Source organism: Ignavibacterium sp. (genome assembly GCA_032027145.1).
Lineage (GTDB): Bacteria > Bacteroidota > Ignavibacteria > Ignavibacteriales > Ignavibacteriaceae > IGN3.
In genome coordinates this window covers 363158-390146 of the sequence record JAVSMP010000001.1, presented here as the reverse complement: position 1 = coordinate 390146, position 26989 = coordinate 363158, and the positions used below count along the sequence as shown (strand labels likewise).

The 26989-nt window shown below is 33.7% G+C and carries 23 protein-coding genes; 7 read left to right on the top strand and 16 right to left on the bottom strand.

The window, feature by feature from the left end; genetic code table 11:
• Positions 1-111: 111 nt before the first annotated feature.
• The 3 genes from ROY99_01480 to ROY99_01470 form a co-directional block, all read right to left on the bottom strand.
• A complete protein-coding gene (locus ROY99_01480) occupies positions 112-1650 on the bottom strand; it encodes a PQQ-binding-like beta-propeller repeat protein (protein ID MDT3695030.1) in 1539 nt (512 codons plus the stop codon).
• 503 nt (positions 1651-2153) lie between these two features.
• Positions 2154-3362, bottom strand: coding sequence for a T9SS type A sorting domain-containing protein (locus ROY99_01475; GenBank protein ID MDT3695029.1), 1209 nt, complete (start codon positions 3360-3362; stop codon positions 2154-2156).
• A 241-nt stretch (positions 3363-3603) separates the two neighbouring features.
• The gene (locus tag ROY99_01470; GenBank protein ID MDT3695028.1) at positions 3604-4233 is read right to left on the bottom strand and encodes a hypothetical protein; all 630 of its coding nucleotides are present in this window, start codon (positions 4231-4233) and stop codon (positions 3604-3606) included.
• 429 nt (positions 4234-4662) lie between these two features.
• Between ROY99_01470 and ROY99_01465 the strand changes: the two genes are divergently transcribed.
• Both ROY99_01465 and ROY99_01460 read left to right on the top strand, forming a co-directional pair.
• Entirely contained in the window at positions 4663-5016 is a 354-nt protein-coding gene (locus ROY99_01465) for an amidohydrolase family protein (GenBank protein MDT3695027.1), read from the top strand.
• 39 nt (positions 5017-5055) lie between these two features.
• Positions 5056-5181, top strand: coding sequence for a hypothetical protein (locus ROY99_01460; protein ID MDT3695026.1), 126 nt, complete (start codon positions 5056-5058; stop codon positions 5179-5181).
• Positions 5182-5238: 57 nt separating this feature from the next.
• Here ROY99_01460 and ROY99_01455 read toward each other — a convergent pair whose 3' ends face one another.
• From ROY99_01455 to ROY99_01435, 5 genes are all read right to left on the bottom strand, one after another.
• The gene (locus tag ROY99_01455; GenBank protein MDT3695025.1) at positions 5239-6627 is read right to left on the bottom strand and encodes a HAMP domain-containing sensor histidine kinase; all 1389 of its coding nucleotides are present in this window, start codon (positions 6625-6627) and stop codon (positions 5239-5241) included.
• 78 nt (positions 6628-6705) lie between these two features.
• Positions 6706-8613, bottom strand: a complete 1908-nt coding sequence (locus ROY99_01450) for an NADH-dependent [FeFe] hydrogenase, group A6 (GenBank protein ID MDT3695024.1) — start codon at positions 8611-8613, stop codon at positions 6706-6708.
• On the bottom strand, positions 8613-9848 hold the full coding sequence (locus ROY99_01445) for an NADH-ubiquinone oxidoreductase-F iron-sulfur binding region domain-containing protein (GenBank protein MDT3695023.1): 1236 nt from the start codon (positions 9846-9848) through the stop codon (positions 8613-8615). Before ROY99_01445 ends, ROY99_01450 begins: the two co-directional genes overlap by 1 nt.
• Before the next feature lie 9 nt (positions 9849-9857).
• Positions 9858-10331, bottom strand: coding sequence for an NADH-quinone oxidoreductase subunit NuoE (gene nuoE, locus ROY99_01440; GenBank protein ID MDT3695022.1), 474 nt, complete (start codon positions 10329-10331; stop codon positions 9858-9860).
• Positions 10332-10336: 5 nt separating this feature from the next.
• The gene (locus ROY99_01435) at positions 10337-10717 is read right to left on the bottom strand and encodes a response regulator (protein MDT3695021.1); all 381 of its coding nucleotides are present in this window, start codon (positions 10715-10717) and stop codon (positions 10337-10339) included.
• A gap of 309 nt (positions 10718-11026) precedes the next feature.
• On the opposite strand from ROY99_01435, the gene ROY99_01430 reads away from it, so the two are divergent.
• Positions 11027-11770, top strand: a complete 744-nt coding sequence (locus ROY99_01430) for a methyltransferase domain-containing protein (protein ID MDT3695020.1) — start codon at positions 11027-11029, stop codon at positions 11768-11770.
• 67 nt (positions 11771-11837) lie between these two features.
• On the opposite strand, the gene ROY99_01425 is transcribed toward ROY99_01430, so the two are convergent.
• Entirely contained in the window at positions 11838-15452 is a 3615-nt protein-coding gene (locus tag ROY99_01425) for a C25 family cysteine peptidase (GenBank protein ID MDT3695019.1), read from the bottom strand.
• A gap of 265 nt (positions 15453-15717) precedes the next feature.
• Between ROY99_01425 and ROY99_01420 the strand changes: the two genes are divergently transcribed.
• Positions 15718-17094 (top strand): deoxyguanosinetriphosphate triphosphohydrolase, encoded by a 1377-nt coding sequence (locus ROY99_01420; GenBank protein ID MDT3695018.1) that lies wholly within the window; start codon positions 15718-15720, stop codon positions 17092-17094.
• Between the two features lie 70 nt (positions 17095-17164).
• The gene (locus ROY99_01415; GenBank protein MDT3695017.1) at positions 17165-17545 is read left to right on the top strand and encodes a GxxExxY protein; all 381 of its coding nucleotides are present in this window, start codon (positions 17165-17167) and stop codon (positions 17543-17545) included.
• A 42-nt stretch (positions 17546-17587) separates the two neighbouring features.
• Here the strand turns inward: ROY99_01415 and ROY99_01410 are convergent, their stop codons facing one another.
• The 3 genes from ROY99_01410 to ROY99_01400 form a co-directional block, all read right to left on the bottom strand.
• A complete protein-coding gene (locus ROY99_01410; GenBank protein ID MDT3695016.1) occupies positions 17588-18589 on the bottom strand; it encodes an NAD(P)H-dependent glycerol-3-phosphate dehydrogenase in 1002 nt (333 codons plus the stop codon).
• A 2-nt stretch (positions 18590-18591) separates the two neighbouring features.
• On the bottom strand, positions 18592-19251 hold the full coding sequence (gene plsY, locus ROY99_01405; protein MDT3695015.1) for a glycerol-3-phosphate 1-O-acyltransferase PlsY: 660 nt from the start codon (positions 19249-19251) through the stop codon (positions 18592-18594).
• Positions 19252-19387: 136 nt separating this feature from the next.
• Positions 19388-20881, bottom strand: coding sequence for an aldo/keto reductase (locus tag ROY99_01400; GenBank protein ID MDT3695014.1), 1494 nt, complete (start codon positions 20879-20881; stop codon positions 19388-19390).
• Between the two features lie 145 nt (positions 20882-21026).
• On the opposite strand from ROY99_01400, the gene ROY99_01395 reads away from it, so the two are divergent.
• Positions 21027-21191, top strand: coding sequence for a hypothetical protein (locus ROY99_01395; protein ID MDT3695013.1), 165 nt, complete (start codon positions 21027-21029; stop codon positions 21189-21191).
• 3 nt (positions 21192-21194) lie between these two features.
• On the opposite strand, the gene ROY99_01390 is transcribed toward ROY99_01395, so the two are convergent.
• On the bottom strand, positions 21195-21698 hold the full coding sequence (locus tag ROY99_01390; protein MDT3695012.1) for a methylated-DNA--[protein]-cysteine S-methyltransferase: 504 nt from the start codon (positions 21696-21698) through the stop codon (positions 21195-21197).
• 62 nt (positions 21699-21760) lie between these two features.
• Positions 21761-22303 carry a NifU family protein gene (locus ROY99_01385; GenBank protein MDT3695011.1) on the bottom strand — a complete coding sequence of 181 codons (543 nt, stop codon included), beginning with the start codon at positions 22301-22303 and terminating at the stop codon, positions 21761-21763.
• 150 nt (positions 22304-22453) lie between these two features.
• On the opposite strand from ROY99_01385, the gene ROY99_01380 reads away from it, so the two are divergent.
• Positions 22454-23425 (top strand): asparaginase, encoded by a 972-nt coding sequence (locus tag ROY99_01380; protein MDT3695010.1) that lies wholly within the window; start codon positions 22454-22456, stop codon positions 23423-23425.
• An 83-nt stretch (positions 23426-23508) separates the two neighbouring features.
• Here the strand turns inward: ROY99_01380 and murI are convergent, their stop codons facing one another.
• On the bottom strand, positions 23509-24333 hold the full coding sequence (murI, locus tag ROY99_01375) for a glutamate racemase (GenBank protein MDT3695009.1): 825 nt from the start codon (positions 24331-24333) through the stop codon (positions 23509-23511).
• A gap of 73 nt (positions 24334-24406) precedes the next feature.
• Entirely contained in the window at positions 24407-26980 is a 2574-nt protein-coding gene (locus tag ROY99_01370) for an HD domain-containing protein (GenBank protein ID MDT3695008.1), read from the bottom strand.
• Positions 26981-26989 lie beyond the last annotated feature (9 nt).

Here is a 26989-nt window from a genome sequence, read left to right as displayed (position 1 = left end):
GACAGAACAACTTTGAACAAGAAACTTTACACGGAACTACAAAGCCAATAATTACAAAAATGCCAAATGCGAATACGGCGTCCGCTTGATTGGCGGGTTATACTTACTTCCTCATCTCAGCAAAATCATCTTTTTATTTTCAATGATTCCATTTACTCTTAAAGAATATACATACATTCCGCTTGGTAAATTACTGCCATTAAATTTAACTGAGTGATTACCTTGTGTTTGTTCTTCTTTCACTAATGTTGCAACTTCTTTTCCCAATACGTCATAAACTTTAAGTTGAACTAATCCTCCCTTCTTTATTTGATATGATATTGTTGTAGTCGGGTTAAATGGATTAGGATAATTTTGTGAAAGTGAGTAGTCTTTAATTATAATATTATTTTCATAAACTGATACAGCCCCCGTATCTTTAATAGCTATTAATGTCCTAGTTTGATTTGTAACTAGAGAGATATTATGGACACCAAGATAAAGTGTACCATCCTTACTTATTGCTCCAGTGTTATCAACTTGTTGGCTATTGAATTCCAAAGGCAACTGCCATTTAAGTGTTCCATCACTTGAGATAGCATAATAATTATATCCAAATGTAGAACCGACATAGACAGTTCCTTCTGAATCACAAATGAGTGGTTGCCAGAAATCATCACTTTCTTCATCATCCAAAAGATATTTCCACCTGAATTCACCAGTATTAGTGAATGATGCTAATGCTGGATAATAAGGACAGCAAGCAGTATCAATTGCCATAGTATAAATATTTCCTTCTTTGTCTATCGTAGGAACAGTTCTAGTAGTAAAATAAATATCATTTTTTTTCCATCTTAATTGACCACTTGAAAAGATTGAATAAAAATAATAATCCCCAGAGAGAGTTGAGAAGAAAATGTTCCCATACGTATCAACTAAAGGTGCCTTTATAATATTTCCGCAGCTAAATTTCCATTTTAAGCTTCCATCAAGATTTAATGCGAATAGGTTTGAATCTCTTCCTGCTATATATATAGTATTCCCATCAGGTGAGAACACAGGTGATTTTTGAAAAAAACCATTTTCATAAGTTGTATCCCAGTTTAAAGTGCCATTATGTTTTATAGAATACAATCGCCCTAATCCATTTGTTATATAAACGTTGCCTTGTAAATCAATATTTGGAATCGCTAATTCAACTATAGGTGCAGATGTTTCAAACTCCCATTTAAGTGTTCCGTCCGGATTTAGTGCATATAAATATTTGTCAAGAGAACCAAAGTATATTGTATTGCTTGAATCTATTAAAATTCCTGATTGAGGTGGACGATTTCTACCAAGATTATATTCCCAAACATAATTTCCAGCAGAGTCGTAACAATAGAAATAATCTGAAAATGCTTGAATTATGGGGTAGTCATAGTAAGTACCAAAATATAAATATCCTTCATCCCCAATTACAGGACCTGAAAAAATACCATCTTCCAGATCTTTTGTCCAAATAACGGTTGGTGTTTGTGGTCCTTTGTATGGTGATCTGCCTGTAAACTGTGGGTCGTGTTTTATCATCGGCCAATCGGTATTTGCAAGTGTTGGCCAGGGTATATCAGTTTGTTGTTGAGCATAATTTAATGCTGTTAATAAAAGTATAATCATTATTTTTTTTATCATAATTCTTCCTAACTCTAAAGTAAATAATTGAAAGATTATCCCGGATTCGGGATAATCTTTCGTTAACAGAAACGATTACTTTTGTAACATTAATTTTCTTGTTTCAGAGTATTTGCCTGCTATTAACTGATAAAAATAAATTCCACTCGTTAAATTTATTGCTTCAAATTTAATTGTATATGTCCCCTCTTCTTTTTGCTCATTTACAAGTTCTGCAACTTCCCTTCCTAAAATATCAAATAACCTGATTGTAACTTTTTCAGATTGCTCCTAATTTTAATTTGGTAACGCTTTACAAATTAGAGCTAAACATTGGCGCATCGCCGTTAAGCCAAATGCCTAACGCCGTTGCCGATAAGCGGCGCTGAACGGTTTACGACTACAATAAATTGATTAACTGATAATGTTAATAACTAAGAACAATGATTTAAAAAACTTAACCATTTTAAACTGCCAATGTTAAGACCCAATGAAGCGTTCGGCTTGATTGGCGGGTTAGGCATTTAACGTAACAAAATCATCTTTTTTACTTGTGTGAAATCGTCTACTCTCATTTGATAAAAATAAATTCCACTTGCTAATCTGCTAGCATTAAAGACAACTTGATAGTTACCTTTGGTTTTAAATTCATTCAATATCTCACCAACATTTTCGCCAAGAAGATTGAATATTGTGATATAAACTTGCCCGGGAAATTCTAAACTATATTCAATCGTTGTAATTGAATTAAATGGGTTCGGATAATTTTGTGCGAGTGAATAATTATAAACACTATTCCTTAAATATTTAGCCGAGTCAAGTGTGTTTTTTGATCTGTAAATTCCATCGGAGGCTACATACAAATAACCAAGACTGTCATATGCCATTGCTGAAACACCAAATTCTAAACCGTCATTAACGCCTGTTAAACTGGAATCCTGGATATTATATTTAAATACACCATAAAACTGTGAACCAAAGTAAACCTCATTATCATTTATTGGAATTATGGATGCTCCCCATCTAATAGTATCTGAATTACTTACATATTTCCAATTATATCCGCCATCAGTGCTATAACGAATACCTCGAAATCTATCCGCACCAACGATGAAAATTATTTCATCATTCGTTGTACCTTTAATATATGTTATGTCTCCACAATCAAAATATCCGGTTCTTGTCCAATTGTAACCGTTATCCTCTGACAAAAATATACCACAATGAGTACCCGCGAGCATATTGCCTTCTGAAGTAATATAAAATGACCATATGTATAGGCTATCTTTTAATTTGCTCCAGCTTTTGCCCTTGTCAGTTGATTTATGAACAGCAACCCAACCAGCATATATATTTTCATCTTTATCCATAACTAAAAAATCTATTCCGATGTTTGAAGAATCTCCGCTCCAAGCAAGTCCACCATCATTTGTATATAGTATTCCATCAGTACAACTGATAAGCAATTCATTCTTACCAAGTGGTAAAACATTAGAAACGTATGTATTAAAACCAATGGTAGGATATAAATTTTTCCAGTTCACTCCTCTGTCAGTTGAGCAGAGTAAACCACTATCTGAAGCAACATAAAAATTCCCAAATGAATCGAACTGAAGACCGTAAATATGACCTGTGAATTCGTATTCATAAATTCTTTCCCAGGTTTGTGAATATAGAATACTACTGCGGAAGGATAAAATGAAAATCAACACTATGAATAACTTTAATTTCATAATGAAATGCCTAACGGCATTGCCAATAACCCGCCGCCCATAACAGCAATACAGATTAAAAAGACAAAGCCAAAAATTTAGCAAACTGCACTTATCTTTCTTTGCAAGTGCAGTTTGCAACAATGTTAATTAATAGAACTACATTGAACAACAAACTTAAAACGGAATAACCAGCCCAAGGATTTTAGAATAACCGAATGCGAAAAGGCGGTCGGGTTGATTGGCCGGTTAGCCCTTACGACTAGAACAATTTGTAACCAAGGCTTGCGCCAAAAAATGTTTGGAATCTTTCACTATAATTTGAATAGTACAAACCAGAAACATCTAAAAATAAATTCGATAAAATATCCGCTCTGACACCTAATCCAAGTGAATGAACAAATGTATTTTTTACTTGTGAATCTCTGATGTATGTAACATTACTTCCTTGCATCATATTTAAGTATTGCGTTTTGATTGTACCCAAATCTTCAACGACTACACCGAGACCGGAAAGTATAAAAAACTTGAATCTGTTTTGAGGGAAAGGAAAATATTTAGCTTCAATTGATGTTCGCCATAATTTTGTGTTTTCTCCTTCAGCATAGAGAAAAATAATTTCAGGAAAACTAACACCGGTATTTGCATATTTATCAAAGCTATAATTAGAATAATGAAATAGTCCAGAGATTATAAACTTTTCTGAAATTGAATAATCAATATTTGCTCCAATTGAAATCCCATTATTCCAGTAAGCATTATATCCATTAGTTGCTGTATGACCGTAAAGTGATATTTCTTTAGGGTCTATTCCAGCAGAAAGACTTATAGATAATTGTGCAAAAGAAGAATTAACTAAAATAAATGAGAATACTATTATTAATTTATACATAAAAACCTCACATTTATTTATTGAGGGCTAACTATTAATTAACCCGCCAGTGTTTATCATTTATTGGAATGATATCTACCGGCAAATTGTTTATTTACTTTGTAAAAACTCATTTCTATGCTTGCTATAAACCCAATCTAAATTAAGTTATCTATCGGACTTTTTACACCCATAACTGTTTTTAATGTTCTTACAAAAACCATCGAAATAAAAACTTATTTCAAACTTAAAACAGGTACAATTGAAAATCAATCGTTAATTAGCAAGCATTCGCTCATCTTCTCCGCCTTAGGCGGATAATTTTTATATTTGCACAGTATCAAACAATGAAGGTTTATTATGCAAAGTGTATCCCGAAAACTTTTCCTATTAATAATTTTCAATTTTGTAATCCTGCAATTCTGTAATTTTAAAATTTGGTCACAAACAATGAAAAAAGCATTCATCAACGGAAAAATATTTACTGTTAACGAAAAGCAGCCTTACTCAGAGGCAGTTGTAGCGGAGAAAAATGAGATAAAATTTGTTGGTTCAGCAAGTGAAGCAAGAAAATTTATTGATGCTGATACAGAAGTGATTGATCTTGAAGGTAAATTATTGCTGCCGGGTTTTAATGATAGTCATCTTCATTTTATCTCAGGCGGAAATTATTTGCTCGGGATAAATCTTCGTCCTGCACTCAGCAAGGAAGAGTTTGCTGAAATAATTCAATCATACATTATAAAAAGAAGTCTTCCCATTTCAACCTGGATAACCGGAGGAAGATGTGACCACGAACTCTGACAGGATAAATCTCTTCCGACAAAAGAATTGATCGATCCTGTGTCTGAAAATACTCCTGTGTTTGTAAGCAGGATTGACGGACACGTTGGTCTTGCAAATTCAAAAGCACTTGAGCTTGCAGGAGAAAGAAAAAAATGGATGAGCTTGCAAGAAAAGTTTCTTTGATAAAGGGTGTTTCTTCAAAACTAATTGATCTGAAAATTCCTAAAGATAAAAAACCTGTTAAGACTGCTGCTTTAAAAAAGGCAGAGTAATTTTAACACAAGTTCCGGGATATTTGTTTGTAGAAAGATGCGATGGACTTTGAATATCAATAGTGCCGTTGTGTCTTTCTACAATTTGTTTAACAACAGATAACCCTAAACCAGAGCCTTCTACATTAAATTGTTTTGTGTTGCTTGCCCGATAAAAATCTGTAAATATTTTCTGCAGATCTTGTTTAGGTATTCCAATTCCGTTATCGCAAACTTTAATTATCAGATTTGCACTCTCTTCCTCAACATTGATTTCAACAAGTCCATCCATATTATTGTATTTAATTGCATTGCTAATAATGTTTGATAGTGCAATCTGCAAAAGAAACGGGTCTCCCTCAATTTTATGTTTGCCCTTGCGTTTGTTATTTAAAGTCAGCTTAACTCCTTTTGCATCTGCATTAACTTTTGCAACTTTAATTGCCTTTGCCAGTATTGATGCAATATCAACTTCTTCTTTGTTGAAGGAGTCTTCTAATCTTAATTTTGAAATCTTCAGCACATTATTGATAAGTTCAATTGCTTCTTCAGATCTTCTTCTTGCCCGCACAAGTTTCTCTTCAACAACTTCATCAAGCGGACCCAAAAATTTCTGAAGAACAAGGTCAAGATATGAATGAACTGCAGCCAGCGGAGTTTTGATCTCGTGAACAATTCCGGAAATATATTTCTGCTTCTCTTTTTCTGCAGCGTTTATTTTATCAATTGATTCAAGCAGCTGTTGTTCGCGGACATACAACTGATTAGCCATCTTGTTTGCAATAAGGACGATTATAAAAATCAGAAAAGCAAAACTCGCATTTATTGCCAGCACATAATTAAACTGCTGATGAAGCGGATATGATAAAAAACCGGCAATGTGATTGTGAGATATAATAGAGTAATACTCTCCGACTGTTATTCCCCAGAATGACAATACAATAATTACAGCAAAGCTATAAACAACAAACCCCGGTAAAATCAAACTTCCAACTATCATATGTATAACAAAAAATAACAGAAGAGGGGATTCAACACTTCCGGTAAAATACACAACAAGCATCAGTGCTAACAAATCCGAAATCATTTGAAGAACAGAAAGATGGAGCGGATTAAATTTGTCGGCATCGTGTTTAAGAAATTGTCTTAAGTAATGAAAAATAAAATTGTAAATAAGGATTGAAAACGTAATGATTAATAAAGCAGTTTGTTGTTTGGCATCAAGCACGATACCCAAAAAATATTTGGGAAAGATAATAAAGAAAAGCAGCATTGCTACGGCACCGTAGCGCAGTTTGATAAACCAAAGATTTCTCTTTCGTATTGTTAACCAGAATTCTTCGTAGTGTTTTGCCCAGAGTGGAACAAGATTAAACATTGCAGTCTCTTATTATTCTATGTAAAAATAAAAAAGGCAGATGTCAATTATGAGCATCTGCCAATTTAACAAAAGAAATTATGCTATGTATTTGCCCCTTTTTATATAATGTGTATGAAGAAGCTTATGTGAAATATGCCCGCAAGGTCCATCGGTTAAAAAGATATCATAAATTTCTGCAACGTGTCTGTTTTCGTGAGATTTTCTTACAGGCAGTGAATTATCTTCATCATAGATTGCCTTTGCACGCATTTTTCTGATCTCTTCATCAGTAGGAATCGGTTGACCGCCGCCGCCAATACAGCCGCCGGGGCAAGCCATAAATTCAATAAAATGACATTCGCTGAATTTACCGCCGGCTTTAATATCATCCATAATTTTCTTTGCATTTGCGGTACCGTGTGCAACTGCAATTTTTAATGTTGCTCCTTTCAGCCAATTCCAATCAGGTACCAAATGCTGCAAAATTTTAGGAACAGGACCAACTTCTGTTATTGGTATTTCAGCATATTTAATTCCCTCAAACCCGCGGACCGGAGTTATATCTGCATTTGCAAATACATCTTCAACTTTATTGCCGGTTATCAGTTCGATAACTGTTCGAAGTGCAGCTTCCATAACACCGCCGGTTGCACCAAAAATTAAACCAGCGCCTGAAGCTTCTCCAAACGGATCATCAAAATTTGATTTAGGCATTTCAGGCAAATATATTCCTGCTTCCTGAATCATTTGTCCAAGTTCGCGTGTTGTTAATCCGAAATCAACATCCTTATAACCCGAATCCACCATTTCAGGGCGGTTGCATTCAAACTTTTTAGCTGCACAAGGCATTAACGCAACAGATACAATATCTTTTGGATCAATTCCCTTTTTCTGTGCGTAAAAAGTTTTAATCAATGCGCCAAACATTTGCTGAGGCGATTTTGCAGAGCTTAAATTATCAATGTACTCTGGATAAAAATGCTCAAGATATTTTACCCAGCCGGGTGAACAAGAAGTAAATTGCGGAAGAGCCGTTTGTTCTTTTTTAACTAATGCTTTGTAAAGTCTTAATATTAATTCTGTACCTTCTTCAATGATAGTTAAATCCGCAGTAAAGTTTGTATCAAATACAACATCAAAACCGATACGGCGCAAAGCTGTGTTAAGTTCGCCGGTAAAAGATTTACCCGGTTCAAGACCAAACACTTCTCCTATTGCAGCACGCGGTGATGGTGCTGTTTGAATAACAACATGCTTTGTAGGATCGTCAATGGCATTCCAAATAACATCGGATGGATCATTTGCTCTTAGCGCACCGGTTGGACAGCGGTTTATACATTGACCACAATTAATACAAATAACATCTGCTAACGGTTTTTCTAAAAATGTACCGATATGTGTTTTATCGCCGCGGTCAATTGCTTCAAGAACTCCAACTTCCTGTAAATCAATACAGGTTCTTACGCATCTTCTGCAATTAACGCATTTGTTCATATCGCGGACAACAGAATAAGATGAAAGGTCCATTTCAAAAACAGGTTTCTGAACATGACCAAAAGTATATGAATCAACCCCGTATTCTTTGGCAAGTGTCTGAAGTTCGCAGTTATTATTTCTAACACAAGAGTAACATTCACCATAGTGTTCGCTAAGTAAAAGATCAATTATGTGTCTTCTTGCTTTACGAACCATCGGGCTTGATGTTTTAATTTTAATCGGAGCAGTTATCGGAAATGAGCAGGCTGTCTGAAGAGTTCTCATTCCTTCAACTTCTACTACGCATATTCTGCAATTGCCTGCAATACAAAGATCGGGATGATGGCAAAGAGTCGGAACGTGGATCTGATTTTCTTTACATGCATCAAGTATTGTTTGTCCGAAAAAAACCTGTACTTTCTTTTCATTAATTTCAACTGTAACCTTGCTTCCGATTCCATCTTCTAATGCTGGTTTTTCAACTACAAGCGGCTGTTGAGATTTTGGTGCTCTTAATTTTTCTTTCATCACTTACCTGCCTTTCCATTGTATCCATTATTTCCTGTTATGTGAAAGATTTCATCTTTGAAATTTTCAAGTATTGAGAGAAAAGAATTAGGGCTTGATTGTCCTAATCCGCACTTAGAAGCAACTTGCATGGTTTTTCCCAGCTCTTTAAGTGTATTGATATATTTAAATGTAAACTCACCGCGCTCGATCATTTCTACTCCTTCAAGGAGCTTTATATTTCCGATTCTGCAAGGAGTACACTGCCCGCAGGATTCTTCCACAAAAAACTCCATAAAGTTTTTAAGAACATGCAGCATATTTCTTGATTCATTAAATACAATTACAGAGCCGCCGGTTGGGATATCTTCATAACCAAGTTTACGATCAAATTGTGATTTTGGGATACAAATACCTGAAGCACCACCTACCTGAACTGCTTTTGTGTTTCTTGCGTTTACAATTTCAAGTAGTTCATTTATTGATGTTCCCCAGGGAAGTTCATATACACCGGGTTTTTCACAATCACCTGATACTGAAAATAATTTTGAACCGGTTGATTTATCTGTTCCGAATTTCTTAAACCAGCTTCCGCCTTTTGTAATAATATGAGGTACAGCTGCAAGAGTTTCGACATTATTTACAGAGGTCGGATAACCCATATAACCAGTATTAACAGGGAAGGGAGGTCTGTTACGCGGTTCACCTCTGTGTCCTTCAAGTGATTCTATAAGTGCAGTTTCTTCACCGCATACATAAGCACCAGATCCTAATCTTATAGAGATATCGAAAGAAAAATCTGTTCCAAGTATGCCTTCACCTAACAAATTATCTTCTCTCATATTTGCCAGATAGTTTTCTAACTGTTCAAGCAGATATTCATACTCAGCACGAAGATATACTATTCCTGTTTTTGCACCGATGGTATATCCGCAGATTACCATTCCTTCAAAAACTAATTGAGGATATTCCATTAAAAGAACCCGGTCTTTAAAAGTTCCCGGTTCTCCTTCATCAGCATTACATACAATAAATTTTTTATCTGCTTTGGCAGCAGCTGTTAACATCCATTTAGTAGAGGTTGGAAAACCGGCACCGCCTCTTCCTTTTAAACCTGAATCTTTTATTTCAAAAAGAATATCTTCTCTTTTTTGTTTAACTGCTTTTTTTACTGCTTCTCCTTTTTTATAAGAAGAAAACAGAACAGGACCGGTTCTTTCAGTTTTTATAATACTATTTTCTAATTGTGTTTTCATTTTTTCTCCCTACTTTATTTCATTAAGAATATTGACAGCTTTTTCGGGATCAAGTTTTGTATAAACACGATCATTAACTATCATAGCTGGTCCCTGATCGCACATACCAATACAGTTTGTAAACTCAAGTGTTATTCTGTTATCCTTGGTTGTTTCACCAAATTTTATTCCCAGTTCGCGTTCAATTGCCTGAACAATTTTTGATTTGTTAGCCATATCGCAGGATATAGTCTGGCACAATCTTACAATATTTCTACCGGTTGGTTTAGAATGAAGAAAGGAATAAAAAGATATCACACTAAAAACTTCGACAGGATGAATATCAAGCAATCTTGCAACTTCCTGCTGTGCAAAATCATTAATATAGCTGTGCTTTCTTTGGATTGCCTGAAGCACAGGCATAAGAGATGACCGGTCATTTCCGTATTTATTTACATAGCCCTCTATCTCTTCGGAGAGAGCATTTTTTTCAACTACAAGCATTTACTCTACTCCTTTAAATGGATTGCTAAAAGTTTTTCTACTTTATCAACCAATGTTTCAGGTGATATTGGTTTTTCTACGAAATCATCAACAGGCACCATTTCGCTGGCTCCGAATTCCATTCCCAATGATTTTGATACAGATGTGTACATAATTATTGGTGTGTCAACATTCATTTTACGGAACTTTTGAGCTAAGAAAAATCCATCATCAGGTTCAATCATCATTACATCCAGAATTATTAAATCCGGGTTTTGTTCCATAACGATTTTATAACCATCAGTTGGATTTGATGCTGTGATGACATCGTATCCTTTTGATGTTAATACCAAACTACTGGCATCAACAATATCAGGATCGTCGTCTATTATTGCTATTTTGGCCATTGTTTATCCCCTACAGATAAATTGATGGAAGATATAGTTAATTAGTAAATAAATAATGCATTACTCAATTAACATATTAAATGCCATATTACTTTATAGTAAATAATTATTTTTATTTAATTAGTGCGGGAATTAAATATTTTAGTATTGTAATTTTCTTATAACTAAGAACAATAACTTCTCAAATAAGATATGCTGTTTATTAGCTTTTGCTAAACAAAAAATGATGACAAATACTAAGCGAACTTAAGATTAAATATTGGTATTTGACAACATATTGTTAAAACGTATTTGTATTATAATTCTGTTATGAAAATAAATAATCTTTTTTACAGCTCAGCTTCAGTCTATTACGATAAGATGATAGATTTTAATTCTGCATTACAGAAACGAAAAACACTTTTAGTAAACTTTATAGATGATAAAATAAAACAAGCTGCAGATATTGGATGCGGGACAGGTGTTGATTCGATTTCACTGGCTCAAACAGGGCTTTGTGTTACTGCATTTGATCCTTCAATTGAGATGATAAATTCCGCAAAAGAGAATTGTAAAAAGACAAATGCACAAATTCAGTTCTTTAATTATTCTGCAGCAAACATTCCAAAAAGTTTTTTCAACAAATTTGATTTAATTGTTTCTCTTGGAAATACAATTGCTAATATTAATCCGGATCAATTGGAAAAATCATTTGGTAAATTTTATAAAATGCTGAAAGCTGATGGAAGAATTTTGATTCAGGTTCTCAATTACGAAAAGATTTTAAAAGGAAAAGAACGAATAGTAAACATCACAAAAAAGGATAACGAATACTTTATCCGGTTCTACGATTTTGGGAATAATGATTTAACTTTTAACATCTTAAAATTTAATGCGGATAAAACTCTTGATAAGGAATTAATATCAACAAAAATATTTCCATATAAATCAAAAGAATTAAAGCAGTTGTTTAAGAAAACGGGTTTTAATAAAATACAATTGTTTGGCGGATTAGATAAGAGTTTATTTGATTCAAGAGTTTCAAATGATCTGGTTATATATGCAGAAAAATAAAAAGGTACGGTTTTTCCGTACCTTAAATTACATATACTTATATTTCGATAAAATCAGTGCAGCAATTCTATTTTGCTAAAAGCATCTTACGAGTCTGAACAAAGTCTCCGGCTTTTAATTGATAAAAATATACTCCTGATGATAAGTATGATGCATTAAAAATAATTTCATGATAGCCTTCTTCCATCTCACCGTTAAATATTTCTGCAACTTCTTCACCAATGGTATTGTAAATATTTAAACTTAAGTTTGTTTTAACTGGCAAGGCAAATTTAATTGTTGTTCCCGGATTAAATGGATTTGGAAAATTCTGGTACAGTACAAATTCTTTTGGAGTTGATACTTCTACCTCAATCTCATTACTGTATTTGAAAGAACCATCAAAATCAATTTGCTTTAAGCGGTAAGCATATAAACCCGGAGTAACATTGTTTTCTTTAAACGAGTAAACTGTTTTTTCTGTTGATGTACCTTTTCCCTCAACAAAACCAACTTTCAGCCAATCAAAGTTTTTGCTTTTGTCTTCCGGCTTAATCTTTTGAATTTCAAATCCCGAATTATTTGTTTCAGTTGCCGTGCTCCAGTTAAACAAAACATTCTCATCTTTTATTTCTGCTATAAAGGATAAGAGTTCTACAGGAACCTCATTCTGCACTGTCATTGAAACAGGAACAACAATTATTTGATTTGCAGGATCATTAGTGCTGATTTCTATATCCATTGAATACTCACCCAATTCAAGGTCTTCAGTATTTATCATCAGTCCGATATTTACTGAGTTACCCGCGTAAATTGTTCCTGAATAATTGTTCAACACCAACCATTCAGGTTCTGCTGAAAACTGAAGTGCCAAATTATTTGCAACATAATTAGCATTATAGGCAACCATCAATCCATCATTGCCTGCAGCATTTTCAATTCCAACTGTTGCAGAGTTTAGTGTTCCGCTCATATTGTTATAGTAAACCATTATCTTACCGCTTGAGTAGAGAACTACCTGAAATGTTAAAGACCCCTGATTGGAATATCTGTGCCAGCCGGTAAACTGCACTATAAATCTGTTGCCGTCTTGTTTATAATGAACCGTACCGGAAGATACACCGTCAAGATCATCCCAGAATGGTGCGATAAATTCATTTGGTACTGCGGTACTTGGGATTGTAGCATTTGTATAGATGTTAGACGTTATTGGTGAAAATAATATTACTCCATTTGAACTGACATATATCTGAGTTTTAATATTTCCATAAAATTTAAAGTTAAAGCCTAATGGAAAAGGTCCTGCATAACCTTCATCTTTCGGGTTAAAAGTACTGGTTGCAGTCCAGTTTGTTACTAATGTCCCTGTAGTAGAGATATCGTTCCAAATATATTCTGGTCCGTTAGGTTCATTACTGTCAATCCATTTGTAGCCAAACGCATCGGGACCACCGAAACCTTCAAAACTTAATCCCGGCAGATCATTTGGAAAATCTTTTATTGATTTAATCTGGTTTTCGAAGCGATCATTAACACCTGTTAAAGTTACAATTACATTATCCGGGAAAGTATTGTTTTTTAATTCAATCAAATAATCAAGTGTTGAATTTTGTGAGGATGCATTTGACAACACAAGATATTCTGTAAAGGTTGTGTTTGGTATTGCAGTACAATGTATTGAATCAGCACTGACTGATGCAAGCGGAGTATATAGAGTGACACCGGTTGGCACATTGGACATAATTGATTTGTTGTTCCACATATCCATTGCTTTTGCAGCAAAGTAATAAGTTGTGTTAAAATTTAATCCATCAATTACAAATGATCTTGGTGTGCCGGCTGTATCTGAAACACCAGTTAATATTCTTTGTTCAGCATTATTAAAATCATCATCATTAGTAATCGGATTAGTTGAAAATCTCAGATCATAAGAGGTAACTCCATTAAAAGTCGAATCATAAGGAGCAGTCCAGTTTAATGACAGTGAATTTGAGGTTGCATCACCAACAGATAAATCTGTAATCTGATCAGGCGGAGTTGTATCAGGCGGAATCTGTCTAACAACAGGTAAAGAAGGATCGCCCATCAGGTTATACATTTCTAGATATCTTAACACCATTCCTGTAACACCGCCGTAATAATTTGCAAGATATATTTTTGCCTGATCAAACATAGGAGTAATACGGGTAATGTCATCAATAAACATCGCATCGAATAATCTTCTTTCAAGTATATCATCTTCATCCCAATAGGAGTTTACAGATGAGCCATAAAAACCTGATCCGCCGTTTGCGGCTCTTATCCAGGTTTCACCAAAACTTTCAGATATCTGATAAGAGCCGGTAACGCAAGAGAATGAGTAAATAAATGGATACATACCTGTATTGGTTAATGCTCTAACTTGTGATTGCGTTAATTGCGGACCATCAGCCCAGTATGTTTCTGCTCCATGCCCTGAATAAACTGCAAACCGCTGATTATCATTTAAAGCATTAATCAATTGTTGAGTAGTAGCGTTGTAAGTAACTGTGTAGAGTTTCAGATTTACCCAGTTGTTTGGCTGAAAATGAGTGTTGATACAATAATTGTGTGTTCCTTCAGAGTACTGATAATTATCAGTTGATGCCATCCAGATATTTTTTTTAGGCAATGTTGAGATATAAGTTTCCATATAAATGGATTTATTAAGTGCGTTTTGTAATTCCTGCAAAGTTGTAACAGAAAATCTTCCGATAAAAGCATCAGCAAATTTATCACCGCCTGCAAGCTGTACATAATTAAGATCAGTATTCGGACTTCCCGTTCCGCTTCCAATCCAGGATGGAATGTGCTGAACATCTCCGATCAGAATAACAAACTCCGGTCTTGTTGCCGGATCATCGTATCTGTTCTGAATAAAAGTTTTAATGGCAGTTGTAGTTGTTCCGGTTGCAGTTGTATTAAAAAGATCAATAGTAAAACCCTGCGAACCTTTATGTGTTACAAATGAAGATAACCCCGATTCAAATGTCGGTGCAGTAATAATAAGCATTCTCATTGACTTTATACTTTGCTGTGGCTGGTAGTTAACAAATATGCCTTTTAGAAAGTCATTGAATGAGTCTGATTTCTTAGCTTCAGTTTCAACAGGATCGTTTAAAATGATTTCAAAGGTACCTGATGAAGTTATTGCAAGTTCATTATCCTTTGGATTATAGTTAAAGGGATAAATCGTTATCATAATTCCGGAAACACCGCCAATATTAAAAGGTTCGGATAAACTAACTAACTGTCTTTCAATACCTCTTGAATTATAATAAGACTGGTTAATAGTAAAAGGTCTGTCATCAAGTGATTTGTTCTTTTCCCAAGGCATTTGTTTAGGATAAATTTGTTTATCTAAAGTGATAGTTTTAATATCCTGACTTAGTATGCGGACAGAAGGTGATTTTTCATTATCACCTATAAACAAATTAAAAGATATTAATGGTAAAGCCGGTAAACCAACATCTGGAGTAACCCCATAACCTGAAATTTTTATATCTAAAAACTCTTTACCATTACCAAATACCTGATTGTATTCAAATGGCATTAAAGAAAAGTTTACCTTATAACCGTTATTAGTTTTAACGATTGAGATTCCCTCTGGTTGAGCAAAAAGTGTTGTGTTAAAAAATGCTGCAGAAAGTAATACAACAAACACAAAACCAAAATAATGTTTCATAATAAAGCCCCTGCTTTAAGTGAGTTAAAATAATCCCTGTTTGAGGTGAGTTAATTAATTAAAAATATGATATGTAAAATTATATTAAAAATGATTACTTAACTAACAGATATAATTAGATTTTTTTTGTAATAACAAACTCAATTTATTTGAGAATCTGATTATGAAAACAAGAAAGAACTATTTCTTATAAATATAAGATACTCCTCCATATTTTTTTTGTAATTTTAGTTAGCTTTGAAATAACTAATTAAAGGAATTTACTTTGGATTGGAAATTACTCTTAACAGATGACCGTCTTGGCATTGACAAAAATCAGCAATCAAAAAAAGATGGACGCAGTCAGTTTCAAAAAGATTTTGATCGAATAGTTTTTTCTCCTGCTTTCAGGAGATTGCAGGATAAAACTCAGGTTTTCCCTTTACCGGAAAGTGATTTTGTTCATACAAGATTAACCCACAGTCTTGAGGTATCAGTTGTTGGAAGATCGCTTGGCAATCTTGTCGGAGAAAGAATAATTGCTAAACATCCAAAACTGAAAAAAGATTTTACACAATTCCATTTTGGAGAAATTGTAGCGGCAGCATGTCTTGCTCACGATATTGGTAATCCGCCATTTGGTCATTCAGGTGAAGATGCAATCTCTGAATACTTCAAGAATGGAAATGGTAAAAAGTTTAAAGAAGAAATTAATGATGAGAAAAAATGGAACGATCTGATTCGCTTTGAAGGAAATGCACAGGGATTTAGAATAATTACAAAGTTACAAAACCAGGATGTAGATGGTGGATTACAGTTAACCTATGCAACTTTATCTGCATTAAATAAATACCCAAAAGAATCTTTAACAGATCTTGAAATTAAATATGGGAATGGACATAAAAATATTTACAAGAAGTTTGGTTTCTTCCAGTCTGAAAAAGAAATATTTAAACACGTTGCTGAGAAAACTGGTTTGGGAAAACCTGAAAGAAACGAAAATTTTTTATGGCATCGTCATCCGCTTTCTTTTCTTGTCGAAGCTGCTGATGATATTTGCTACAGCATTATGGATCTTGAAGATGGCTTCCGTCTGGGATTATTATCTTTTAAAGAAACAGAAAATTTACTTTTGCCATTAATTCATCAGAGTGATTTATCAGGCTACAAAAAGAGAGATGATAATGAAAAGGTTGGTTATCTGCGGGCAAAAGCTATTAGTGATCTTGTAAGTCTTGTTGCAGAGGCTTTTATGGAAAATGAAAAAGATATTCTTACAGGAAAATTTAAGAAAGAGCTTGTAACAGTAATTTCAAAATCAAATACTCTTAAGAAAATTGAGAAAGCTTCTGTTGCAAAAATTTACAGGCATAGAAGTGTTGTTGAACGTGAAGCTGCCGGATATGAAGTTCTTGGCGGTTTGCTCGATACTTTTATCACTGGCTATAATGAATATTCCAATCATAATCTTACTCCAAAATATAGAGCAATAATAAATCTCGTTCCCAAAAGATTTTTCTATGGAGAAAAAAAATATCCCGAACTTTATCAGAGGCTTTTACGCATAATTGATTTTATTTCAGGAATGACAGATTCTTATGCTGTTTCGATCTATCGGAAAATAAAAGGGATTTCTTTACCGGGTGGTCGGGTAACAGAGTAACTGAATCGCAATAGAACGCGGATGACACAGATTGCGCGGGTTTGCACAGATTAAAAACAGGAGGATTTATATGCTGCACGAAAATATTACAAAGAAAATTATTGAAGCTTATTATAAAGTTTATAATTCTCTTGGTTATGGATTCTTAGAAAAGGTTTATGAAAATGCTTTAAAGATTGAACTTAGGCGAGCAAATCTAAAAGTTGATCAGCAGAAAAATGTCAAAGTGTTTTATAATGAGTTTGAGGTTGGTGATTACTTTGCAGATTTAATAGTCGAAGATTTAGTAATAGTAGAATTAAAAGCTGCTGAAAGTTTATGTGAAGAACATGAAGCTCAACTGATCAATTATCTAAAAGCAACAAATCTTGAAGTCGGTCTATTATTAAATTTTGGAAAGAAAGCAGAATTTAAGAGAAAAGTATTTTCAAATGATCGAAAATCCGTGTGAACCAGCGTAATCTGCGCTATCCGTGTTCTATTGAATTTTGTGTTAATGTCTTTCGGTTTTCATATCGCGGGTCATAAGATCGGTTGTTGCTTTTACCGGGTCTTTATCTTCAAACAATATCTTATAAACTTCTGTAGTAATAGGGACTTCAATTTTATGTTTATCAGCAAGTTTAGAAGCAGACCGGCTTGTCTCAACGCCTTCAGCAACCATATCCATACTTTTTAAAACTTCTTTAAGAGTTTTACCCTTACCAATTTGTTCACCAACATAGCGATTGCGGCTATGTTTGCTCATACAAGTAACTATAAGATCGCCAATTCCTGAAAGTCCGGCAAAAGTTTCAGGTTTTGCCCCCATTGCTAAACCAAGTCGAGAGATCTCAGCAACACCGCGGGTCATTATTGCAGCCTTTGTATTATCACCAAAGCCGGCACCGTCAATTATTCCCGCACCGATTGCAATTACATTTTTAAATGCACCGCCAAGCTCAACACCAAGAATATCAGTAGATGAATATACTCTGAAATAAGAATTCATAAATGCTGCTTGAATAGATTTGGAAGTATCATGATCAACTGATGCAGCAACAACCGCAGTTGGGATTCTTCTGCTTACTTCTTCAGCATGCGAGGGCCCGGAAAGAACACCAATTTGATTTTTGTTTAACTGAGGATGAACATCTTTTAACATTTGAGACATTGTCATTAGATGTTTATTCTCGATACCTTTTGAAACACTTACAAGAATGGAATTTTTAATTTCAGAATACTTAATCTGTTCAACAACAGAACGAAGAAACTGTGAAGGCACTGCAAGAACTATAATATTTTTTTGATGGATTGAATCTTCAAGATCATGGGTGATTATAATCTCTTCAGGGATAGACACACCGGGAAGGTAAAGAGAGTTGATTCTTTTTTTAATTAGTTCCTTAACGTAATTTTTTTTGTATTCCCAAAGTGTAACCTGATGACCGTTATAGTGTAGAAGAATACCAAGTGTAGTTCCCCAGCCGCCTGCACCAAGCACCGTAATTTTCATTATTACTTTTTCTTAAAACTTAATTTGTTTTCTGTTCCGTTAAATAAACGAACAACATTTTTTCTATGTGTAAATACTACAAGTAAAGCAACACCGGCAACAAAAGGAAGCAATGTGCCATAACTTTGAATGTGATCGTGTAAAATATTTTCTCTGAATATTAGAGTAAGCGGAACTGATAATGCAGCTATAATAGAACCCAAAGAAACATATCTTGATATTGAAACTACAAGAATAAATATTCCAACTGCTATAAGCATATCAACAGTGATGATCATTAATAACATACCCAGAGCAGTAGCAATTCCTTTTCCACCGCGGAAGCCTGCAAAAACAGTCCAGATATGTCCGATAACTGCAGCAATACCAGCAATGATCTGAACTAAAGTAAAATCATCAAATGGAGAAACGTTTTGAAATGGTAATCCGCCATAATGTAATCTTGCAACAATTACTACAGCAACTGCTCCTTTAAGAGCATCAAGAATAATAACTAATAATCCTTTCTTCCAGCCCAGCACACGCATAACATTTGTACCGCCGGCATTACCGCTGCCATGTTCACGTATATCAATCCCATGAAAATATTTACTAATAATTAAACTTGTTGGTATAGAGCCAACTAAGTAAGAAAGAATTATGATTGTTGCTAATAAAAACATTAATAAACCTTAAAGTTGATGCAAAACCTAAACAATATTTAATAAAGAATCAACGAAAAGAAACAATTGATATTTATAAAAAAATTCATCTTTCCCGCGTTAGATATTTATAATTATCGTAAGATTCATTTATTTGTTAAATAATTGAACCATTATTATGCCAGTAATCGGAGTATTTTTCCAGATATTCACATTTTATCGATTTTTTCACATCTTCAACATAATTAACGCTTTTCATCCCGACTAATGTACTTGTAACCTGAGGTACACTATTAATTAATAATATAGCTTTTTGAGATAAAGACAATTTTTGCTGCTCAATATTGGCAAATTTATCTATTGCTTTATGAAAAATGAGATTTTCTTTGTTTTTATTCTTAGCCAGATTGCTGAATATTGAGTCCAGCAAAATGTTGGTTGTTACAGCATAATTCCTTAGTGCACGTAAAATATTTTCATCATTTGAATAATTTCTGCCGATTTCATTTATTGCATAATTAGCACGCGGTATCAAATAAGTTGTTTTAATTTCTCTGAATTTTCCGGGATCATCAAAGTTTTTGTAATTTGTTTTTAAGATGTTTGAAACAGAAATACAATCAATAAGATTTTTTTTCCCGCTTACACTTAATCCAATATAGTTGATATACTTTTCTATAATCAGATTTTCTTGTTTGTTTAAATCATCTATCAAATTGAAAATTTCTTGTTCATTTCGGTCTTCAGTTACAGAATAATCTGCTAATCTGATAAGTTTATTTTTATTGATTGCATTTAATGGACGATTAACCAGCACTCCTAAATTATTTTCAGCAGCTGTATCTAAAAAAGTCTTAGATTGATTTTCCTGATTTAAAATATTCAACCCGCCATTTTCAATTAAATTCATTGGGAACTGTACAACAGCAAAATGATTATTATCAGAAATTTCATTTGCAATCTCAACAACCCTTTCAAGTGAAATAAAGTTTTGCTTTGATTGTTTCTCGGCAAAAGTGTTTGATGAAATTCCGAAATATGAAATCCTTCCGTTATCAACTTCTTTTTCAAGATGGATAAATGCAGATTTAATTCTTCTATAAAATTCCCGCTCTCTTCTGTTTGAATCTGAAATGATCGAGTATGTTAAAAAGTATTCAGGATTGTGAAGCAGATAAACATCAATCTTCTTAAGGTTTAATCTTTGCAAAGAAAGCGTGATCTGATTTTCAAGAAAATCCGGACTGATACAATGCCAAAGATCCTGCCCACACTTAACTACTTCATTAAATGGCTTACCCGATAGTTCTCTATCTATTGCAAGCTTAAGATTTGAGCCTTGTAAATATCCGCCTTTAGAAACAACAACAATATTTCCTAAATCAATTATATTTTCTAATACAAGCCTGTTTAAAACTTTTCCAACAAGGATTTCACTTCCGCCATCAGAATAATTTGATGAAGTGTCAACTAAGTTAATTCCCGAAGTAAGTGCAAGCTCTAAAGCATTTTTGTGCTGTAATACTTCGTTATCAATTCTGTATCCGCCGAACCCGCATATCGAAACTGTTAACCCTGTTTTACCCAATACTTTGGATTTTATTTCCGGATATTCAATAATATATTTTTTTGTTCCTTCAACTGTAGCCATTATGCAAAGATTGAAAAGTTATGTTCAAAACTAAGGAAAAATGTAAGATTCTCAAGATTTAGAAATATATTAAACCTTTTCTTTAAAGCATTATTGCTATATATTTACAGCCCGAAATTAGAAATTAAAATAACAGGAAAATAAAATGGCAAAACAACAAACCTTTTCTGATAAAGCTAAGGGCAAGAAAAAAGTTGAAAGTGTTACTGTAAAGGTTATTAAAAGCGTAAAGACAAATGGCGGTGCTTACAAGTTTAATGAAAAATTTGTGAAGCTTAATGATGTTAGTAAAGTAACAGACATTAAATAATCTTTATTCAAACAAATCCGGACTTATTACTCCTTCCAATAGAAGGAGTTTTTCTTTTATATCCAGCCCGCCTGCATAACCGGTTAAACTTCCGTTACTTCCAATTACACGATGACAAGGAATAATTATGGCAACAGGATTTTGTCCGTTTGCTTTACCTACTGCACGGATTGCTTTTACATTACCAATTTTTTCTGAAAGAGTTTTATAAGAAATAGTTTTTCCATAAGGAATTTTTTGTAATTCTTTCCAAACTTTATTTTGAAATTCTGTTCCTTCCAAATCAAGTGGGAGGTTAAATTTTTTTCTTTCGCCTGAAAAGTATTCTCTTAATTGGTTAAATGCTCCGAATAAATACGGATCATCGTTATGCAGCTTTGTTGAAGAAGATAATTCAGGAATATTTTCTTTCGGATTGAGGGATAGTTTTTTTATTCCTTTTCTTGATACCAAAACAATTATTTTTATTCCGCCGATTGTTTCTTCAGAATAATATGTTTTATTCATTTTAATCCTTGAGATAAAAAAAGGCTGCATCAAGCAGCCTGAAATTTCTTAGGAAAATTTCATTAAGCCGGAATTACATTTATTGCAGGGTTTATATCACGCTTAAGTAATCCTTCGATTGCCATTAAGGTTCCGCTGATAGCACTCGGGCAGCTGCCGCAGGCACCCTGATAACGAATCATAACTGTATAACCGTCTAATCCTAAAACTTCTAAACCACCGCCATCTCCGGCTAATGCAGGTCTTACTTTTTGATCTAGTAAAATATTTATTTGCTTTAACAATTCATTTGATTCTTCATTGCTGACATTTACTTCCTGCTCGGCAGGAATCAGATTTTTGTCAAATGTTTTCAAGAAATTAATGAAAGGTCTTTGTATTTGTCCCCAATTATTTTCAGGTGATTTTTCAATTGTTACAAATCTATCCATATAAAAAACAGAAACCACACCTGGGATTTCAAAAATACCTGTTGCAAATGGATCGTTTTGTGCAGATTCTTTATCTGCATATTGACGGGTTTCACGATCTAATAGTTTTTCATTCAATATAAATTTTAATGCATGAGGGTTTGGAGTTAAATCAACATCTTGAACCATTAACATAGTTGTTCCTTTCTAATTAAATCTCACCGGAAAAATAACCTTTAAATTAAAACTCTTCAAGTCAGTTTAATTCTGTTATCACATTTCACAAAGAATTCTTTTTATAATGTTTTACTAAGGCTATTTTTAGAAGAAAATTTTGAGAATTTTATGAAAAAAATATTAGTTGTATTTACCGGCGGGACTTTTTCTATGATGATTGATGAAAAAACCGGTGGTGCAGTCCCAAAGTATTCCGGAAACGAACTGCTCGCGATGATTCCCGAAGCAAAATTATTGGCGGAAATTGAATGCTTTGATTTTGGAAAATATCCCGGTCCGCATGTTACACCGGAATTAATGTTAGACCTGTCAAAAAAAATAAATACAAAACTTAAAGCAGATAAATATGATGGTGTAATTGTAACACACGGAACAGATACACTTGAAGAGACTGCTTACTTTTTAGATTTAACTATTAAAACAGAAGTGCCAATTGTTGTTATCGGAGCGATGAAGAACAGCTCTGAACCGGATTGGGACGGACCAAAAAATTTAATTGATGCTTTAACTATTTGTATGAATGATAATTCAAAAAATCTTGGTGTACTTGTCTGTCTGAATGGTGAAATAAATGCTGCCAGTGAAGTAACAAAAATTTATTCTGATTCAGTCGAGTCCTTTAAAAGTCTTGACTTTGGTACTCTTGGTTTTGTTCAGAATGGAAGGGTAATATTTAACCGTTTACCCAGAAGGCTTGAAACAATTGAAACACAAAAGATAAATTCTAATGTAGATTTGCTGACTGTTTATGCGGGAATGGATGAAAAGTTTTTTAAATTTTCTGCTGACAGCAGTGTTGATGGAATTGTTGTTGAAGCGCTCGGAGTAGGCAATGTTCCACCGCCTGCCTTCGAAGGAATAAAATACGCAGTTGAAAAAAAGATCCCAATTGTTCTGACATCCCGATGCCCTGCAGGCGAAACAGATGATATTTACAGTTATCCCGGTGCAGGAAAACATCTTCATGATCTTGGAGTTATTTTCTCTGATTATCTGAATGGTCAGAAAGCCAGAATTAAACTTATGATCGTTCTTGGTTTAACAAATAAATATGATGAGATAAAAAAGTATTTTGAATAAAAAAGTTTATTGCAAACAAATCTTTTGGAGTAAGGCAATCTTTTAACTCAGCAGATCACTCAGTCACATATTTTGCAAGTGAATTAAGTTTTAGTCTTAAGCAATTCTTCTATATCAACCTTAACTACTTCATTGATCTGTTTGCCTAAAAATAATTCAGCAACTTGTTTAAATGTTGTTGGAATATCACTCACATATAAATCAAGATTTCCCGGAACAGCAGAATTAGTTTCAAATCCTATTCTGTTTATTTCGTTTCTCACAACTTCTGCAGTGGCAATACCCGAATCAATCAGTTTAACATCTTTACCAATTACATCCTGAATTACATCGGCAAGAATTGGATAATGCGTACATCCGAGTACTAACGTATCAATATCTTTTGCTTTTAATTCTGCCAAATATTCTTCTGCTATATTATAAGTGGCTTTGTGATGTATCCAGCCTTCTTCTGCAATCGGTACAAACAAAGGACAAGCTTTTTCGTAAACCTTAATTTGATCATCAATTTCTTTTATTGCCTTTGAATAAGCCTGATTTGATATTGTTGCTCGTGTTCCGATAACTCCGATCTTTCCGTTTTTTGTTTCGCCTACTGCCATATCAGCGCCCGGCAGAATTACGCCAATAACCGGAACATCAAATTTTTCTTTTAATGAAGGAATTGCAATTGATGAGGCAGTATTGCACGCAACAACAACAGCCTTAACATTTTTACTTAGTAAAAAATTAGTATTCTGGATTGAGTAATCAATAACAGTTGAATTTGATTTTGAACCGTAAGGCACACGTGCGGTATCACCAAAATAAACAATACTTTCTTTCGGCAGCACTGATGATAATCTTTTTACCACAGTTAAACCGCCGATACCGGAATCAAATACACCGATAGGTTTTTCCTTTTCCATAAAATTCAAAATTGTGCCTTTAGTTTTTAAGTTTTAATAATAAACTTTTAAGATTTACGATAAGAATAATGAGCTACAAAATTTGTGTAATTGTATCAGTTAATTCTGAAATTATAAATTGATAATCATTCTGCGATACTTTATGTCCGTTTCTGTCAAGCACATAAAATGAATCCACAATATCATCGCCTTTTGTAGAGATTTTTGCATAGTAAATTATCAGTCCAAGTTGATTCATTTTATTTGTGATATGATATAAAAAACCCAATCTGTCAGGTGAGTGAATATCAATAATTGTATAACGGTCATGTTTCTCAAAATTGATTTTAATCTGCCCGCTTCGTTTGAATAACTTGTTCTCAATTCTCCACCATCGTGTTTTTAATTTAGCAACCTCTTGATGAAGCTCTAAAAAACCATTTATTACAGAGTAGAAATCTTCCTTTATCTTTTCGTATTTATTGGTATCAATATGTTTGTGGGTTCTGAAATCAGTAACAAGAAATGTATCAATTACAATTCCGTCTTTACGTGTAAATATCTTTGCTGAGTGAATGTTAGCATCGTTAATTGCAAGCACACCGCAAAGCTTTGAAAGAAGAGATGGGAAATCTTTTGTAATTACAGTTACATTTGTAAAGTCATCAAGATCTTTAAATAAAACAGAAACACTGTCTCCTCGTAATATTTCTTCTGTATGCAGAGCAATTTCTTCGTCAGTAAAATGGTTTACATATCCCATATCATCGTGCAAAGAATCAATATGATCTTGAACGTGGTCTTCAGTGATCTTATCAGAATGTTTGGAAATATCTTTAGGGGTGGAATAAATTGTTGAATAAAGAAGCTCTTCACCGGATATTTTATCCTGAATCATTCTTTTACTTTTACTGTAAAGTTCAGAAAGTAATTCCGCCTTCCAGGAAGTCCAGACTACAGAATTAACAGCTGAAAGATCAGCATAAGTAATAAGGTAAAGTAAATCAAGTTCTTCAACTGTATTGAATTTAGCTGCAAAGGAATCAAGTGTTTCTGGGTCATTTAAATTTCTTCTGAAAGCTACTTGTTCCATTGCAATATGGTTTTTAACAAGGAAACAGACAGTATCAATTTCATTTTCTTCATAACCAAGCTTTATCATAATTGATGAAGCCATTTCGGCACCGATTATTTCGTGTCCTGAAATATCAATCGGTTTTGCAATATCATGAAAAAGCAAAGCTAAGTTAAGTATCTCTTTATCTTTTATTGAATTATAAATCCTGCCGAGCAGTGAATTATCATTAGCTAATTTTTCCAGGTTTTTAATTGCCATTATTGTATGTTCGTCAGCAGTGTAGCAGTGATAAACACCGTGCTGCATAAAACCGTTCAGCTCTCCAAATTCAGGTAGGAAGGTACCAAGAACACCAAGTTCATTCATGATTGCAAGTGTTGAGCCGACGTGTCTGGAAAACTTAAGTATCTCTCTGAAAAAAACTGATGAATCTGGCTGCAGCCAATTGTTTTCTTCAGCATTTTCCACAGCCTCCATTATTTTTGTCCTAAGATGATCATCAAAACCAGCATTGTAACGAACTCGGTAATAAAACACCCGGAATATATCTGACAAAGTAGGTTCTTCTTCTTTCTTAAGATAGATAACCTTATTTTTAATATAAAAGTCAGAGTCAAGATCGTATGAAAGTGAATCCGGCACAGGGTTAACATACTGAACTTTATATTTTTTGATTAATGTATGCGATACTCTAAAAATAATATTAGCTGCACTAAAATAATTTTTCATAAACAGCATCAGTTCAGATTCAGAGAAACCAAAAAGCGCTGCAAGCTTTATCTGATCAGAAAATTCGAATCTATCAGTTTTGATTTTTGTAGTTAAATGCAAAAGATGTCTGATCATTAAAACATATTTATAACTTTCTAAAAGTCTTTTACATTCTGCAGGTATAGCAAGATTATTTTCTTTTAAGTAATCAATAAAAATCTCAGCCTGTGTCTGTTCGTATTGTGAATTTAACAAGCGTTTACTGCTTATCATCATCATCCATTCGATTGACTGAAAATCCCGCAAGCCGCCTGCTGACATTTTAACATTTGGCTCGAGTATTTTTTGTGATGAGCCGTATTTCTGATGACGCCGGTTTATATCTTCAATATAATTTGTAATAAGAATTCTTTTTGAATCATCGCTTATTGAGTTAAGCAGTGTAGTATTCCAAAAGTTATATAAATCTACATTGCCTGAAATTAATCGTGTTTCAAAAAACTGAGTAAAAGTATGAAGATCAGTTGTAAGATATTTCTCAATATCTGAAACATCACGCACTGTATGGGAAGATTCTATGCCGCTATCCCAAAGGTTGGTTATAAAAGATTTTATTTCTTCATTGTCTTTTTCAATTGAATCTGAAATAATCATAAGATCAATATCAGAAAAAGGAGAAAGCTCGCGTCTGCTAAAACTTCCGGCTGAAGCTAAAGCAAAAGGAATTGTTTTTCCATCCAATATTTTTCTGACAGCATTTTCAATAAGCAAGCTATAATTTTTGCTGAAGATGAAAGCATCAGATCGGGCATTAAAGGATGAAAAGAGTTTATCCCGCTGATTTATAAATTCTTTTTTTATTTCGGAAAGCTGCGGCATAAAAAATAA